The organism is Streptomyces sp. NPDC052101 (genome assembly GCF_040680235.1).
In the GTDB taxonomy this organism is placed as follows: Bacteria; Actinomycetota; Actinomycetes; order Streptomycetales; family Streptomycetaceae; genus Streptomyces.
The window spans coordinates 1-15,790 of record NZ_JBFAWH010000053.1; the positions used below are offsets into that span (position 1 = coordinate 1).

Sequence of the window (15,790 nt, forward strand, 5' to 3'; positions counted from 1 at the left end):
ACGCCCACCGCCGCCGCGTACGGCAGCGACCGCGACCAGGCCGAACTCGCGGAGGGCATCATCTGAGCCGCTGCCGGAAGAACGCCGGTCCGGGTACGAACTGGTGCTCCGGATACGGCAGGATGAACGATCGCGCCGGTCACCGGAGTTCCGAGTTCCTCCGGCCGGCGCGATCGCACATCCCGCACATCGAGCAGGTGACACCGTGACGACACTCCACGACTCCGCAGCAGGCGCATGCCCCGGAGGTGACCGGTGAACCGCGCGCTGACCCTGGACGACCTCGTCCTCGCCGGTGTCTCGATCGCGGCGGGCCTGCTGCTCGCCTTCCTCTCGCGCACCCTGCTGCGCTGGCTGGCCAAGCACGCCAAGCGGACCAAGTGGAGCGGCGACGACGTGATCGTGGACGCACTGCGCTCGGTCGTGCCGTGGGCGGCCGTCGCGGGCGGCGCGGCGGCGGCAGCGATGGTGCTGCCGCTGACGCGCACCGTGCAGCACCACACCTTCCAGTTCCTGGAGGTGTGGCTGATCCTCGTGGTGACGCTGTCCGCGGCCCGGGTGATCGCCGGTCTGGTCAGCACGCTCACCCAGTCCCGCTCGGGCGTGGCGGGCTCGGCGACCATCTTCGTCAACATCACCCGGGTCCTGGTCCTGGCGATCGGCTTCCTGGTCGTCCTGCAGACGCTCGGCATCTCCATCGCGCCCCTGCTGACCGCCCTCGGCGTCGGCGGCCTGGCGGTGGCCCTGGCCCTGCAGGACACCCTGGCCAACCTCTTCGCGGGCATCCACATCCTGGCCTCCAAGACGGTCCAGCCCGGTGACTACATCCGCCTCGGCAGCGGCGAGGAGGGCTATGTCGTCGACATCAACTGGCGCCAGACGACGGTCCGCCAGCTCTCCAACAACCTGGTGGTCATCCCCAACGGCCAGCTCGCCAAGGCCAACATGACCAACTACACCCATCCCGAGCAGCGGCTGACGGTCCTGGTGCAGGTGGGGGTGGGCTACGACGCCGACCTGGAGCACGTGGAGCGGGTGACGGCGGAGGTCGTCGCGGAGGTCATGCGGGAGGTCGAGGGCGCCGTCCCGGAGCATGAGCCCGCCATCCGCTTCCACACCTTCGGCGACTCTCGGATCGGCTTCACGGTGATACTCGGCGTCGGCGAGTTCAGCGACCAGTACCGCATCAAGCACGAGTTCGTCAAGCGCCTCCACCGCCGCTACCGCGCGGAGGGCATCAGCATCCCGGCCCCGACCCGGACGGTGTCCCTGCAGCAGGGGGCGGTGCTGATTCCGCAGCAGCGCAGCGGGGAGGACATGGTCCCGGGGGCCGCCGAGTAGCCGGCCCGAGCGCGAGAGCGCGGGCGGGGCCGGACACGGCCCCGCCCGCCCCGCCGATCAGAGCGTCGCGGAGTTCTCGTGCCAGTGGCCGCCGCGCCTGCTGTGCGGGGCCATGAGGGACGAGGCGACAGGGGTCACCGTCCAGTCGGGGTGGCCCGGCATGCGCGGGGTCTTCGTGCCGTAGAGCCAGTCGCGCAGGAAGCCGGACAGGTCCTGGCCGGAGATCTCCGAGGCGACCTCGATGTAGTCGTCCGTGGTCGCCGAGGAGTCGCGGAAGCGGTCCAGGAAGGCGCGCTCGACCGCGTGGAAGACGTCCTCGCCGACCAGCTGGCGCAAGGCATAGAGGACGAGGACACCGCCGAGGTAGCGCTGGCTGTCGAAGAGGTTCGTGGCGGTGGGGGCGGCCACCGGGCCGGAGTCGTGGCGCCACTGGTCGCCGCGGGCGTAGGTGTCCTTCATCCGGGCCTCCATCGTGGTGAGCCCGAGGGAGTCGGTCCAGCCGCGCTCGTAGCGGTAGAGCAGCCCGTAGAAGTCGGCGTGGCCCTCGTTCAGCCACAGGTCGGCCCAAGTGGCGGGGCTGACCAGATTGCCGAACCAGGAGTGGACCAGCTCGTGCATCATGTGCGAGCCGATCTTCTTCTCCTCCTGGAGCAGGAAGTTCGGCTTGTACAGGGTGAGGGTCTGCGTCTCCAGGCCGGTGAAGTCGAAGGCCTTCGGGTCGTCGGAGTTGCACGGCAGCAGGCCGTACGTCTCGAACGGGAAGGCGCCGAGGCGGTCCTCCAGCCAGGTCACCAGGCCGGGGGTGAGCGCGAGGGCCGGCTCCAGGGCCGCGGCGCGGGCGGCGGGCACGACATCGCGCAGGGGCAGCCCGTTCGGGCCCTCGCGGTCCTTGATCACATAGTCGCCGACGGTGATCTGGACGAGTTCGGTGGCGAGCGGCGAGAACGAGCGGTACAGGTACGCCGTACGGCCGTCGTCGAGGGTCTCGACGCCGGTGAGCCGGCCGTTCGCGACCGCGCGCAGCCCGGCCGGGACGGTGAGGCGGAAGCTGAAGGCGGCCTTGTCCGAGGGGTGGTCGTTGCACGGGAAGACGGTGTGCGCGGAGTTCGGCTGCGGGCAGATCGCGAAGCCGTCCGGGGTGGGCACCCAGGCCGTGTGCGGGAGGGTGCGGCGCGGGTCGGCGGTGTAGTCGACACTGACGGTCGCCGCCGCGTTCTCCGGGAGCGGGCGGTCGGGGGTGATCCGCAGCTTCTCGTCCGCCTGCTCCCAGCCGGCCGGGCCGCCGCAGACGGACACGGAGCGTATGTCCAGGCCGAGCGCGTCCAGCGAGAAACGGGCCAGGGTCCCGGTGGTGCGGATCCTCAGGGTGGCGGTGGCCTCGACGAGCTTGGTCGTGGGGTCGTAGGCGAGGTCGAGGTGGTACGACGACACGCGGTAGCCGTCGTTGCCGAGGGCCGGGAAGACCGGGTCGCCGAGGGTCTCCGGGCCCGGCTCGGCCGTGCGCCTGCCGGTCCCGGCGGCGCGGGCCGGGGAGCCGACGGTCAGCGCCGTGGCCGTGCCGATGAGGGCGGCCGCCGGGGCCGTCACTCTGCTGCGATATCTCATGGTCCGCCTTGGCTGGGGCGGCCGGCTGGTCGGTCCGGCCGCCGGTCGGTGGGGGATCACCCGTGGTCGGCGGGTGATCGTTTGTCATGACCGTCAGAGGCGGCCCGCGGTTGCACCGGCGCGGCACGTTTTCCGGCCGGGACCCCTGTCGAGCCGGACCCGATCACGAGATATCTTGATGTCGAGCAATGTTGCAGACGTGGAGCGGAGCACCCGGTGACTGACTCGACCATCATCTACACCTACACAGACGAGGCCCCGGCCCTCGCGACGCATTCGTTCCTGCCGGTGATCCAGGCGTACGCCTCGCAGGCCGGTGTGCCCGTGACGACCCGGGACATCTCGCTGGCCGGACGCATCATCGCCCACTTCCCGGAGTACCTGAACGAGGACCAGCGCATCCCGGACGCCCTGGCCGAGCTGGGCGAGCTGGCCAAGACCCCCGCGGCCAACATCGTCAAGCTGCCGAACATCTCGGCGTCCATCCCGCAGCTGCGCGCCGCCGTCGCCGAGCTGCAGGGCAAGGGCTACGCGCTGCCGGACTACCCGGACGACCCGAAGACCGACGAGGAGCGCGAGATCCGCGCGCGCTACGACAAGGTCAAGGGCTCCGCCGTCAACCCGGTGCTGCGTGAGGGCAACTCCGACCGCCGTGCCCCGGCGTCGGTGAAGAACTACGCCAAGGCCCACCCGCACCGCATGGGCGCCTGGACCTCCGAGTCCAAGACCAATGTGGCGACGATGGGCGAGAACGACTTCGCCTCCACCGAGAAGTCCGTGGTCATCGCCGAGGACACCACCCTCCGCTTCGAACTCGTCGGCGCCGACGGTTCCACCACCGAGCTGCGGAAGCCCCTGTCGGTCGTCGCCGACGAGGTCGTCGACGCCTCCGTCATGCGCGTCACCGAGCTGGAGGCGTTCCTCGCCGCTCAGGTCACCCGTGCCAAGCAGGAGGGCGTTCTGTTCTCCGTGCACCTGAAGGCCACGATGATGAAGGTCTCCGACCCGATCATCTTCGGTCACGTGGTGCGCGCCTTCTTCCCGAAGACGTTCGAGCAGTACGGCGAGACGCTCGCCGCGGCCGGCCTGTCCCCGAACGACGGCCTCGGCGCCATCCTGGGCGGCCTGGGCAACCTGGCCGAGGGCGACGCGATCAAGGCCTCCTTCGACGCCGAGCTGGCCGAGGGTCCGGCCCTGGCCATGGTCGACTCCGACAAGGGCATCACCAACCTGCACGTCCCGTCGGACGTCATCGTGGACGCCTCCATGCCCGCGATGATCCGCACGTCCGGCCACATGTGGGGCCCCGACGGCCAGGAGGCCGACACCCTCGCGGTCCTGCCGGACCACAGCTACTCCGGCGTCTACCAGGCCGTCATCGAGGACTGCCGCGCGAACGGCGCCTTCGACCCGGCCACCATGGGCTCGGTGCCGAACGTCGGCCTCATGGCGCAGAAGGCCGAGGAGTACGGCTCCCACGACAAGACCTTCGAGATCCCGGCCGACGGCACGGTCCGCCTCGTCGACGCCGCCGGCAACGTCGTCCTGGAGCAGACCGTCGCCAAGGGCGACATCTTCCGCGCCTGCCAGACCAAGGACGCCCCGATCCGCGACTGGGTCAAGCTGGCCGTCACCCGCGCCCGCGCCACCGGCGACCCGGCGGTGTTCTGGCTGGACGAGAACCGCGGTCACGACGCGGTGCTGATCGAGAAGGTCAAGGCGTACCTGCCGGAGCACGACACCGAGGGCCTGGACATCCGCGTCCTGTCCCCGGTCGAGGCCACCAAGCTGTCGGTGGAGCGCATCCGCCGCGGCGAGGACACCATCTCGGTGACCGGCAACGTGCTGCGTGACTACCTGACCGACCTCTTCCCGATCCTGGAGCTGGGCACCAGCGCCAAGATGCTGTCGGTCGTCCCGCTGATGGCGGGCGGCGGCCTGTTCGAGACGGGCGCCGGCGGCTCCGCGCCGAAGCACGTCCAGCAGCTGGTCAAGGAGAACTACCTGCGCTGGGACTCCCTCGGTGAGTTCTTCGCCCTGGTGCCGTCGTTCGAGCAGTACGCCGAGACCACCGGCAACACCCGCGCCAAGGTCCTCGCCGACACCCTCGACCGCGCCACGGCGACCTTCCTCAACGAGGACAAGTCCCCGACCCGTCGTGTCGGCGGCATCGACAACCGCGGCAGCCACTTCTACCTGTCCCTGTACTGGGCGCAGGAGCTGACCCGGCAGACCGAGGACGCCGACCTGGCCAAGGCCTTCGTGCCGCTCGCCGAGACCCTCGCCGCGAACGAGCAGAAGATCGTGGACGAGCTGATCGCGGTCCAGGGCTCCCCGGCCGACATCGGCGGCTACTACCAGGTCGACAAGGCCAAGGCGGACGCGGTCATGCGCCCGTCGGCCACCTGGAACGAGGCGCTGGCGTCCCTCAGCTAGTGCCTGCGGCGCCAGAGCCGTCCCGCTGAACTCCGCCCCGGCCGGCAACCCCCGGCCGGGGCGGAGCCGTTGCCGGGGACGTGACACCTTGATCCTGCACCACGCCGCTGACAACGCCCCCTGGAGTAGCCCATGACCTGGTCCGGCCCCTCGTACGAACTCCTGCCCGGCGCCCCGGAGTCGCCCGTGCTGCTGCATGTGCCGCACTCGGCACGGGCGGTTCCGCAGGAGGTGCGCCGCGGGATCGTGCTGGACGACCGCGCGCTGGAGCGGGAGCTGGACCACATCACGGACGGGCACACCGCCGAGCTGGCCGAGCTGGCCGCCGCGCTGGCGGCCGTCCGGCCCTGGCGGTTCGTGAACCGGCTGTCCCGGCTGGTCGTGGACCCGGAGCGGTTCCCGGACGAGCGGGAGGAGATGGCGGCCGTCGGCATGGGCGCCGTATACACGCGGACCACACACCGGGGCGAGCTGCGGCCCGCGGACACCGACCCGGAGCCGCTGCTCGCACGGTACTTCCGGCCGTACGCGCGGGCCATGACCGAGGCGGTCGCGGACCGGCTGGCCGCCACCGGCCGGGCCGTGGTGATCGACGTGCACTCCTATCCGGCCGAGCCGCTGCCCTACGAGCTGCACGGCGACGGGCCGCGGCCGCCGGTGTGTCTGGGCACGGACGCCTTCCACACCCCGCCGGAACTGGCCCGGGCGGCCCGTGCGGCGTTCGCCGTCTGCGGGGAGACGGGGCTCGACAGCCCCTTCGCCGGGACGTATGTACCGCTGGAGTTCTACGGCCGTGACGCGCGGGTCGGTGCCCTGATGGTGGAGATCCGCCGGGACACCTATATGGCCGAGCCGGGCGGGGCGGCGGGGCCGGGGCTGGACCGGCTGGCCGGTGCGCTGGCCGTGCTCGTCGACGCGGTGTGATCCACCTGGCGCACTCCCACAGGACAGCGGGCGGGGTGCGTATCAGGGTGGAGGGCATGACCGAGGAGACCACGCTCACCGGCCAGGCCCCGCCGCCCGTACGGGACTGGACCACCCCCGACCTGGACGGGACGGACTTCGACCCGGTTCTCGCCGGCCTCATGCGCGAGGGTCCGCTGACCCGGATCCGGCTGCCGTTCGGCGAGGGCTGGGCGTGGCTGGCGACCCGCTACGACGACGTGAAGCTGATCACCAACGACCCGCGGTTCAGCCGTACCGAGGTGACACACCGTCAGGTGACCCGGATGGCACCGAACTTCGCGCCCCGCCCCGGCTCGCTCGCCTGGGCCGACCAGCCCGACCACAACCGGCTGCGCAAGCCGGTGGCCGGCGCCTTCACGGTGAGCGCCATGAAGCGGCTGCGGCCCCGCGCGCAGGCCGTCCTGGACGACCTGATGGAGGGCGTCGTACGGGACGGGCCGCCGGCCGATCTGATCGAGCGGGTGCTGGAGCCGTTCCCGCTCACCGTGGTCAGTGAGGTGATGGGCGTGCCCGCCGTCGACCGGGAGCAGGTGCACTCCTGGACCCGGGAGATCATCTCCACCAACGGCGTCGAGGCGGCCGGCCGGGCCAAGGACGGCCTGTACGGGTGGATCACCGCGGCCATCCGGGCTCGTGCCGACAGCCCCGGCGAGGACGTCTACTCGATGCTCGGCGGGGCCGTGGCGCGCGGGGAGATCAGCGAGCAGGAGGCCGTCGGGCTGGCCGGCCCGCTGCAGATCGGCGGCGAGGCCGTCACGCACAACTGCGGGCAGATGCTGTACCTGATGCTGACCCGGCCCGAGCTGATGGAGCGGATGCGGGCGCGTCCCGAGGCGCGCGGCCCGGTGCTGGACGAGCTGTTCCGCTACATCCCGCACCGCAGCTCGGTCGGGCTCGCCCGGATCGCGCTGGAGGACGTGGAGATCGCCGGCCACCGGATCGCCGCGGGCGAGCCGGTCTATGTCTCGTACCTCGCCGCCAACCGCGACCCGGCCGCCTTCCCGGACCCGGACCGCATCGACCCCGACCGCGATCCGAACCCGCATGTGGCGTTCGGCAACGGCCCGCACTTCTGCACCGGCACCGTGCTCGCCCGGCTGCAGACCGAGCTGCTGGTCGACACCCTGCTGGACCGGCTGCCCGGGCTGCGGCTCGCCGTGCGGCCCGAGCAGGTGCGGTGGCGGCGCCGGACGATGATCCGCGGTCCGCGCACATTGCCCGTGACCTGGTCCGCCTGACCGGGTCAATCGTGCCGACCGAACCGGTCCCGGCCGGATTCAGGTCCGCAGCCACTCGGTGACGATCACCTCCGCGCCGGTCCGCAGCCTGAGGGCGAACGGACCGGCCGGCGGTGTGTCGCTGGTGAAGCGGCCGAGGGCGTCGACCGGGACCGGGCGGGCGGTCTGCGGCCCGCCGAGCACCTCGATGCGCGCGGACCGCGGCGGCAGCACCTGCCCGATCAGCCCGTCCTCGGTGACCTCGACGTCGACGGTGACCTCGCCCGCGCGGAACGTCAGCATCCGCGGTGGGTCCGCGACGCCCCGGACCGGCAGCGCGTCCACGAGCGAGTCGAAGGCCAGCTCGGCGATCCGCGCGTCCAGGTCGTGCAAGGCGTAGGCTTCCAGGGCCAGTTGGCGCAGCACGTCCGGTACCGGGTCGAGGACCGTGGCGGCCTGCCGCAGCTCGTCCTCCAGTACCCCGTCCGCCGCCGCCTCGCCCACCGCGCCCGCCTGGGGCGTCTCGTCGTCGCCGTAACCGCTCATGCCGCTCCCCGTGCGTCCATCCGGGCCCGCAGCCGGCGCAGACAGCGCTGCCGCAGGGGTCCGATACTGCCGACCGCGATACCGAGCGCGGCCGAGACCTCGCCATAGCTGGGCGGCGGGGAGGCCACCAGCACGCGCAGCAGCTGCCGGCAGCGCTCCCCCAGTCCGTCCAGCTCCTGCCACAGGCGGCGTAAGCGCTCGGCCCGGTCCGCCGCCTCCTCCGAAGCGATCAGCGACTCCTCCGGGGTCTGCTCCTCGCTGGCCCGGTCCAGCACGCGCGGATCGTCCGTCAGCGTCAGCCGGGCCATCGCCTTGAGCACCTTCAGACACTCGTTGCGGGCGGTACTGGCCAGCCACGCCCCGGCCTTGTCGGGCTCGCGGATCCGGCCCAGGTGCTGGGCGAAGCGGAACCACACGGTCTGGTAGACCTCGTGCCCGTCGGCATCGGAGAGCCGGTGCGCGCGCACCACCGACCACACCAGCGGACTCATCCCTTCCACCAACGCCTTCCAGGCCGCGGCGTCTCCGTCGACGGCGGACTGGACCAGCGCGCCGACCTCTGTTCGGTCCACGGCTCCACCCCTCGTGTACGGCACGTCATGGTACGCCGTGGAGCGGAGGATTCCGGCCGTCATGCGGGCAGGGCCGCGGCCGGGACCGGGACCGGACGCCAGGTGGGCGGCCGGAGCGCCGGGACACGCGCCCCGCGCACCTCGGCGGTGTCGGTGCCGGCCGCCAGCAGCCGGGCGCGCGCGGCGCGCGGGTCGCGCTCCCGGTGCGCCGTCATGTGCGCCGCGACGAGCCCCGCGACGACCGGGGTGGCGAAGGAGGTGCCGCTCCACTGCGCGAGGCCGTCGAACATCACCTGGTCCGGCTTGGCCCCGGTGCTCTCCCGGCCTTCGCTCAACACGCCGGTGTGGCGCGGGAACTGGCAGGTGCACGGGTAGTCGCTGCCGAACCGGCAGGCGTCGTAGGTGGAGTGCTGGTAGACGTACGGCACCGGCGTGTCGAAGCCGGTGAGGGCGCTGGTGAGCCGCTCGCCCGGGGCATAGACCCGCACCCAGGGGCCGTGGTTGCTGAAGCAGGCCTCGCTCTCGCCGTCCACGCGCAGCGCGCCCACCGACAGCACGCTGTCGGCGTACTCGGGCACGGCGGCGTAGGCGGCGGGCCAGAACGGCGTGTCACTTCCGTTGTTGCCGGCGGCGGCCACCAACAGGGTGCGTTGCGTGCGCAGTTCGCGCATGAACGCGTCCAGGCCGATCAGTCCCTCGCCGTCGGCGGTGGTACCCGCGGAGAGGCTGATGACGTCCGGCCAGCCGCCCCGGTCGACGGCCTCGAAGAGCCGGGCGCCGAACTCTGACTCCAGCACGGCACCGGCGTCGTTCAGGGTGGCCCGCACGGTCACGTCGGTGTTGGGCGCGACGGCCGCGAGGATCCCGGCGATGAACGTGCCGTGCCCGACGTACTGGCGGAGCACCCCCTCGGCGTCCGTCTCGGCCGTCTGGACGTCGCCGGTGGTGTGGGCGAGCAGCGGGTAGGCGCGGTGGTCGTGCATCAGACCGGTGTCGACCACGAGCACGCCGACGGCGCTGTCCGCGTCGTAACCGCCCTCGGCCGCCGCCGGGTTGGCGCGGCCGGTGCGGGCGACCGGCACCGGCTCGTCGGCGGGGCAGGCGTTGACGGCGATGTGCATCACGTGGTTACGGCTCAGCAGCCGGCGCCCCTGGCGCTCCTCGGCCTCCCGCAGGGCGCGCAGCGCGTGCGGGACGGTGTCGTCGCCGGCGCCCGGGTCGCCGGTACGGATACGGGTGACACCGGTGCGGTTGGCCTCGGGGCCGTCCCGGCGGACATGGTCGGGGACGAGGCCCTCGGTCGCGGTGAAGTGGGCGCGCACGGCGTCCTCGACGACACGGGCCTCCTCGCCGTCCCGGGCCAGGACGACCCCCTTCTCGTACAGGAAGTGGGCGTCCTCCTGCGGCCCCATGGCCAGAGGAATGCCGGGCATGGAGCGCTGGATGTGCTCGAACTGCTCGTGGAACCGCTGTGGTGCCATGACGTGTCCTCCCCCTGAAGACGGTGTTCGACAGTGAGAGTCGCAGGGCCACCGTCTGATACAGCAGGCCACTACCATGCGATTCGTGACAGCGGAAGGCGAGTCGGTTCTCGAACTGCTGCCCTTGGTGTTCGCCGACCCGGGCGAGGCCCGGGCACGCGCGGAACAGGTGCTGCGGGCCGGTCCGCCGCCGCTGCACGCCAGCGTCGCCCACCAGGTGCTCGGCATCTGGCAGCGGGACTTCGGCGATCTGCGGATCGCGCTCAGGCATCTGCGCCGCGCCCGGGACCTGGCCGCGCGCGCCGAGTCGGCCGACCGCGAGGCGGATGTGCTCGCGACGCTCGGGGTCGCACTGGTGCACGCGGGGCGCACGCGGCAGGGGCTCACCTCCTTCGAGCGGGGTGTCGCGCGGGGCACGGGACACACCCGGGCCCGGGTGCTGTTCCGGCGGGCGTATGTGTGGTGGGTGCTGGGGCATCACCGGGAGGCCCTGGAGGACGTTCGGCGGGCGCTGCCCGTGCTGCGCCAGCTCGGCGACGACATCTGGACCGCGCGGGCGCTGACCCTGCGGGCCACCGTCCATCTGGCGCTCGGCGCGGTGGACCGGGCGGTCGCGGACTTCACGGCGGCGGAGCGGCTGTGGGACACCACCGGCCAGGAGCACGACAAGGCCGACGCGGTGGAGAGCCGGGGCCTGGCCGCGTTCCGGTCCGGGGACATCCCGGTGGCGCTGCGGCTGCTGGACGAGGCCGAGGAGCGGTACGCCAAACTCGGCACGCCCACCTACATGCTGTCCATCCGGCGCTGCGAGGTGCTGATGGCGGCCGGACTGGCTCCGGAGGCACTCGCCGAGGCGGACGCGGCGAGCGCGCTGCTGGACCGGATCGGCGGGCAGTCGACCCGCAAGGCCGAGCTGCTGCTGGTCGCCGCGCGGGCCGCCCGCTCGGCCGGGGACGCGCACACCGCGATAGCCCGCGCCGCCGTCGCCGTACGGCTGTTCGCCGCCCAGCGGCGGACCTGGTGGGAGACGCATGCCCGGCTGGTGCTGATCGAGGCGCGGGTGGCGGCCGGGCGCCGCTCGGGGCGGCTGGTCGCGGACGCGGCCGCGGTCGCCGCGAAGCTGGCCTCCTTCGGCTCGCCCGCCGCACCGGAGGCCTCGCTGCTCGCGGGCCGGATCGCGCTGGCGCTGGGCTGGACGGCCGACGCGGAACGGCACCTGGCGGTGGCCGCGCGCAGCCGGTACGGCGGGCCGCCGCCGGCCCGGGTGACGGGCTGGGCGGCGCAGGCCCTCAGGGCACGGGCGGCCGGGTCCCGGCGGGGCGTGCTGGAGGCCTGCCGGCGCGGCCTGGACGTGCTGGACGACCACCGTATGACGCTCGGCGCCTCGGAGCTGCGTGCGCACGCCACCGCGCAGGGCGCCGAACTGGCCGCGCTGGCCCAGGAGGTGAGCCTCACCCACGGCACCCCACGCCGGCTGCTGGAGTGGAGCGAGCGCTGGCGGGCGACGGTGCTGTCCGCCCCGCCCACCCGGCCGCCCGCCGACCCGGCGCTGCTGAGCGGTCTGACCGCCTACCGGGAGATCGCCGCCCGCGCCGAGGAGGCCCGGATGGAAGGCCGCCCGGTGCCCGCGCTGGAGCGTGAACGGCGGCGCCTGGAACGGGAGATCCGCTCCCGCACCCACCACATCCGCGGCGCCGCCCCGCACGAGGGCGACCGCTTCGACGTGGCCCGGCTGCTGGACCGGCTCGGCGCGGCCCGCCTGGTCGAACTCGCGGTCGTCGACGGACGGGTGCATGTCCTGCTGTGCGGCCGGGGCCGGGTACGGCGCTTCACCGGCGGGCCGCTGGCCGAGGCGGTGGCCGAGGCCGAGTACGTCCAGGCCGGGCTGCGCCGGCTCGCCCACCCCGGCGCCGAGGCCCGGCTGCCGCTGGTGGAGGCGGCCGGGCTGCGGCTGCAGGAACTGCTTCTGGGCGGCGCGGCGGCACACCTGGGCTCCGGCCCGGTGGTGATCGTGCCGCCGGGGGCGCTGCACCGGGTGCCGTGGGCGCTGCTGCCCGCGCTGCGCGACCGGGTGCTCAGTGTGTCGCCGTCGGCGGGCAGCTGGCTGCGCGCCCGCGAGACCGAGCCGCCGCCGGGCGGCCGGCCGGTGCTGGTGCGCGGGCCGGGCCTCGCGACCGGCGGCGCGGAAGTGCCGGAACTGGCCGACCGGTACGGCACGGCGACCGTCCTGGAAGGCGACGAGGCTCAGGTCCCGCGCGTCCTGGAGCACCTCGACGGCGCGGCCCTCGCGCACCTCGCGGCCCACGGCACGTTCCGCGCGGACAGTCCTCTCTTCTCGGCGCTGCGCATGGCCGACGGCCCGCTGATCGTGCACGACTTCGAGCGGCTCGCCCGCAGCCCGTACCGGATCATTCTCTCCAGCTGCGACACAGCCCGCCTCGCCTCCGTCGGCGCCGACGAACTCCTCGGCCTGGTCACCGCGTTGCTGCCGCTGGGCACGGCCGGGGTGGTGGCGAGCAGTGCACCGGTCAACGACGAGGCCGTGGTGCCGCTGATGCTCGCCCTGCACAAGGGCCTCGACGCCGGCCTCGGTCTGGCCGAGGCCCTCCGCGACGCCCGCAGCACCCTGCCCGAGGACCCGGTCCACCAGGCGACGGGCTGGGCGTTCGCGGCATTCGGGGCGGCCTGAGCACTCCCTAGGCGGACTCGCACAGCAAGGGCAACGCTCCCCGGTCCCCCGTCCCCAGCCGGGTGTACGCGCTGTACAGATGGTTCCCCACCGTCCGTACGGACAGAGTCAGCCGCTCGGCGATCTCCCGATTGCTGAGCCCCGCCGCCGCGAGCGTCACGATCTGCCGCTGCCGGGCGGTCAGTTCGCCAAGGACCAGCCCGGCCAGCGCGGGGGTCCGCGCGCCCTGGCATCGCCGCGCGAGCGCCACCGCCCGGGTACGGGAGACCCGTGCCGCGCGCGGATCCCGGTGGGCCCGCAGGGCCTGCGCATACGCCTCGGCGGCGAACAGCAGGAACCCGCGCTCCTCCAGGTCCTCGGCGGCCCGGTCCAGTCCGCCCCCGTCCCCTCGCCCCAGCGCTTCGGCGTGCCGCGCGAGCACACTGCCCGCGGGCAGCCGCCCGGCGACCCGCTCCGGTTCACCGAGGCGAACGGCGTCGTAGCGGGCGTACACATCGTCACCGCCCGACGCCCCCAACTCAGCCTCGTTCAGGCGGAGTTCGGACAGGCAGTCGCTGTCCCCCGGTGCATCCCGCAACCCTTCCCGAGCCCAGGCGGCGGCGTCCCGCACCTTGCCCCGCAGCCGCGCGAACCGGGCGCGGACGGCGGCGTACCCGGCCGGCACCGGAGTGTCCTCCGCCACCAGCCACTCCCCCACCGGGGTGGGCACCGGCCGGACGTCCAGCTGCTCCATCCGCCGTACCAGCAGCCGCTCTTCGGCCTCCAGGGCCGAGCCGTGGTCCACGGCGCCGGCCAGCCGGCGGGCCCGCAGCCGCCCTGCCGTAGCCCGCAGGGCCGGCCCGTGCAGAGGATGAGCGAGGGTGACGGCACCCTGGTCGTCGACATGGATCAGACCGTCCGCCTCCAGACCCTCCAGGACGTCCAGGTCGAAGTGGTCCAAGGGCACGGGCAGCGGCTCGGCGAACGCGAGGCGGTCGAGAACGTCCCGTTCACCGGGGCGGGAGCGCTCCAGCACGGGCGCGAGTCGCTCCCGTACGGCCGCGGTGACCGGCAGCGCCCCCCGCCAGGCCCGCTCCCGCGTACCGGGAACGGGAACCAGCCGCGCGGCCGTGCCGAGCGCGGTGACCAGGTCGCGCAGCAGCCGCAGATCGCCCCGGCACATCCGGTGCAGGCGACGCACGGTGAGCGGTTCCAGTGCGGCGGCGGCGAGCAGCTGGGCGGTGTCCTCGCAGGGCAGGGGTTCGAGGGCCAGCCGGGGCAGCAGCTCCCCGGTCCACAGCCGGGACACCGCGCCGGGTGCGGGCGCTCCGTCGACCGCGGCCACGACGAGCCGGGTGCGGCCGTGTACGGCGAGCTGGTGGACGAGGGCGGCGGAGGCCTCGTCCAGCAGATGGGCGTCGTCCACGACGAGGAGTCGTACACCGGACAGGATGCGCACCGCGCGGTGCAGGGAGACGGTGTCGGGCAGCAGATGGGCGAAGGCCGCGAAGGGCAGGTCCCGGGCCTCGGGGGTGCCGGTCACCCGGGCGTGCTCGGTGCCCCGGACCGCCTCGGTGATCAGCCGGGTCTTGCCGCGGCCGGCCGGTCCGGTCACCACGATGCCGGGCCGGCCGGCAGCCGACGCCCCTCGGATCAGCTCCAGTTCGTCGTCCCGGCCGGTGAACGGCCAGGGCAGCTCCAGCGTCCGCGCGTCCTGTTCGTAAGTCCTCACCTCATACAGAGGGCGTGTACTCAGGTTTGATACAGGGTGACTTGAGTAGCCCTCGACTCAGGCGCCCGGCACCGGCGGGCGGGCAGGCTGGCCGCATGACCCGACGCCTCTGCTCGCTGCCGCGGAAGCCGGCCCGGTGCTTCGCACCGGGGCTGACGGCCGAGCGGCTGGGCGCGCTGCTCGCCGGGCGGCGGATGTGGGTCAACGGCACGGTGCTGCACTACTCCTTCTTCGACGACGCCGCGGACGCCTCGGTGATCCCGGTGCCCGGGACCGGTGAGCTGCGCCGGGTGCCTTGGGCCGGCGGCGAGGAGCAGCGGGACGTGGTCCGCGACGCCTTCCGCGAATGGCAGGGGCTCGGCATCGGCATCGCGTTCGCCGAGGTCGGCGACCGGCGTGAGGCGGAGCTGCGGATCGGGTTCCAGGCCGGCGGCGGTTCCTGGTCCGCGGTGGGCCGGGAGGCGCTGTCGGCGGGCCGGAGCGAGCGCACCATGAACCTGGGCTGGGACGTGACGGGGCCCGGGGAGCGCGGCACGGTCCTGCACCAGATCGGGCACGCGCTGGGCATGGTGCACGAGCACCAGAGCCCGTACGCCGGGCTGCACTGGGACGACGAGGCCGTGTACGCCGAGCTGGCGGGCCCGCCGAACTTCTGGAGCCGGGAGACGACGTACACGAACGTGCTGCGCCAGCTGGACGCGGGCGAGGCGAGCGGCTCGGTGTGGGATCCGCAGTCGGTGATGACGTTCCCGTTCGGTCCGGGGCTGGTGCTGGAGCCGGAGCAGTACCGGGCGGGTCTCTCCCCGTGCGGCGGCCCGTCGTCGGCCGACAAGGAGTTCGCGCTGCGCTGGTATCCGCCCGTCGGCCCGGCGGAGCCGGCGACGCTGGTGCCCTTCCGGTCGGCGCCGCTCGGTCTGGGGCCGGGGGAGCAGGCCGATTTCACCGTCGAGCCGCCGGAGACCCGCGACTACACCGTGGGCACCTTCGGCGACGCCGACACCGTGCTCGTGGTCTTCGAGGAGCGCGACGGGGTGCCGCGCTTCCTCGCGGGCCATGACGACGGCGGCGGGCCGGACAACGCCGCCGTCGGGGTCCGGCTCGTCAAGGGCCGGCGCTATGTCGTCCGCGTCCGGCTGTACTCGACATGGGGTTCGGGGGAGACAGCCGTCATGTGCTGGTGACAGCACAGGGACGACGCCGACCAGCGTCCGGCGCCGGGGGAGCGG

At 73.4% G+C, this 15,790-nt stretch carries 11 protein-coding genes; 6 read left to right on the forward strand and 5 right to left on the reverse strand.

The window, feature by feature from the left end; genetic code table 11:
* Positions 1 to 255: 255 nt before the first annotated feature.
* Positions 256 to 1,341 (forward strand): mechanosensitive ion channel family protein, encoded by a 1,086-nt coding sequence (locus tag AB0L75_RS40885; protein WP_365191353.1) that lies wholly within the window; start codon positions 256 to 258, stop codon positions 1,339 to 1,341.
* 57 nt (positions 1,342 to 1,398) lie between these two features.
* Here the strand turns inward: AB0L75_RS40885 and AB0L75_RS40890 are convergent, their stop codons facing one another.
* Positions 1,399 to 2,946, reverse strand: a complete 1,548-nt coding sequence (locus tag AB0L75_RS40890; protein WP_365191354.1) for a M1 family metallopeptidase — start codon at positions 2,944 to 2,946, stop codon at positions 1,399 to 1,401.
* A 216-nt stretch (positions 2,947 to 3,162) separates the two neighbouring features.
* Here AB0L75_RS40890 and AB0L75_RS40895 point away from each other — a divergent pair, with 216 nt between their 5' ends.
* The 3 genes from AB0L75_RS40895 (at position 3,163) to AB0L75_RS40905 (ending at position 7,586) form a co-directional block, all read left to right on the forward strand.
* Positions 3,163 to 5,382: an NADP-dependent isocitrate dehydrogenase gene (locus AB0L75_RS40895; protein WP_365191355.1), complete on the forward strand. Its 2,220-nt coding sequence runs from the start codon at positions 3,163 to 3,165 to the stop codon at positions 5,380 to 5,382.
* Positions 5,383 to 5,514: 132 nt separating this feature from the next.
* A complete protein-coding gene (locus AB0L75_RS40900; RefSeq protein WP_365191356.1) occupies positions 5,515 to 6,306 on the forward strand; it encodes an N-formylglutamate amidohydrolase in 792 nt (263 codons plus the stop codon).
* A 56-nt stretch (positions 6,307 to 6,362) separates the two neighbouring features.
* The gene (locus tag AB0L75_RS40905) at positions 6,363 to 7,586 is read left to right on the forward strand and encodes a cytochrome P450 (RefSeq protein WP_365191357.1); all 1,224 of its coding nucleotides are present in this window, start codon (positions 6,363 to 6,365) and stop codon (positions 7,584 to 7,586) included.
* A 39-nt stretch (positions 7,587 to 7,625) separates the two neighbouring features.
* Here the strand turns inward: AB0L75_RS40905 and AB0L75_RS40910 are convergent, their stop codons facing one another.
* From AB0L75_RS40910 to AB0L75_RS40920, 3 genes are read right to left on the reverse strand one after another with little or no spacing between them, the layout of a single operon-like run.
* Positions 7,626 to 8,111 (reverse strand): hypothetical protein, encoded by a 486-nt coding sequence (locus tag AB0L75_RS40910; RefSeq protein WP_365191358.1) that lies wholly within the window; start codon positions 8,109 to 8,111, stop codon positions 7,626 to 7,628.
* Positions 8,108 to 8,683: a sigma-70 family RNA polymerase sigma factor gene (locus AB0L75_RS40915; protein ID WP_365191359.1), complete on the reverse strand. Its 576-nt coding sequence runs from the start codon at positions 8,681 to 8,683 to the stop codon at positions 8,108 to 8,110. Before AB0L75_RS40915 ends, AB0L75_RS40910 begins: the two co-directional genes overlap by 4 nt.
* Before the next feature lie 59 nt (positions 8,684 to 8,742).
* Positions 8,743 to 10,164, reverse strand: a complete 1,422-nt coding sequence (locus tag AB0L75_RS40920) for a S8/S53 family peptidase (protein ID WP_365191360.1) — start codon at positions 10,162 to 10,164, stop codon at positions 8,743 to 8,745.
* 76 nt (positions 10,165 to 10,240) lie between these two features.
* Here AB0L75_RS40920 and AB0L75_RS40925 point away from each other — a divergent pair, with 76 nt between their 5' ends.
* Positions 10,241 to 12,853, forward strand: coding sequence for a CHAT domain-containing protein (locus tag AB0L75_RS40925; protein ID WP_365191361.1), 2,613 nt, complete (start codon positions 10,241 to 10,243; stop codon positions 12,851 to 12,853).
* A 7-nt stretch (positions 12,854 to 12,860) separates the two neighbouring features.
* Here AB0L75_RS40925 and AB0L75_RS40930 read toward each other — a convergent pair whose 3' ends face one another.
* Positions 12,861 to 14,564: a LuxR C-terminal-related transcriptional regulator gene (locus AB0L75_RS40930; protein WP_365191362.1), complete on the reverse strand. Its 1,704-nt coding sequence runs from the start codon at positions 14,562 to 14,564 to the stop codon at positions 12,861 to 12,863.
* 95 nt (positions 14,565 to 14,659) lie between these two features.
* On the opposite strand from AB0L75_RS40930, the gene AB0L75_RS40935 reads away from it, so the two are divergent.
* The gene (locus AB0L75_RS40935; RefSeq protein WP_365191363.1) at positions 14,660 to 15,745 is read left to right on the forward strand and encodes a M12 family metallopeptidase; all 1,086 of its coding nucleotides are present in this window, start codon (positions 14,660 to 14,662) and stop codon (positions 15,743 to 15,745) included.
* The last annotated feature ends 45 nt before the right edge of the window (positions 15,746 to 15,790 follow it).

Bases quoted from the DNA above. Each gene is read 5' to 3' on its own strand.
- AB0L75_RS40925 (WP_365191361.1), top strand. From the start codon at position 10,241: ATGCGATTCGTGACAGCGGAAGGCGAGTCGGTTCTCGAACTGCTGCCC.
- AB0L75_RS40900 (WP_365191356.1), top strand. From the start codon at position 5,515: ATGACCTGGTCCGGCCCCTCGTACGAACTCCTGCCCGGCGCCCCGGAG.
- AB0L75_RS40905 (WP_365191357.1), top strand. From the start codon at position 6,363: ATGACCGAGGAGACCACGCTCACCGGCCAGGCCCCGCCGCCCGTACGG.
- AB0L75_RS40935 (WP_365191363.1), top strand. From the start codon at position 14,660: ATGACCCGACGCCTCTGCTCGCTGCCGCGGAAGCCGGCCCGGTGCTTC.
- AB0L75_RS40920 (WP_365191360.1), bottom strand. From the start codon at position 10,164: ATGGCACCACAGCGGTTCCACGAGCAGTTCGAGCACATCCAGCGCTCC.
- AB0L75_RS40910 (WP_365191358.1), bottom strand. From the start codon at position 8,111: ATGAGCGGTTACGGCGACGACGAGACGCCCCAGGCGGGCGCGGTGGGC.
- AB0L75_RS40890 (WP_365191354.1), bottom strand. From the start codon at position 2,946: ATGAGATATCGCAGCAGAGTGACGGCCCCGGCGGCCGCCCTCATCGGC.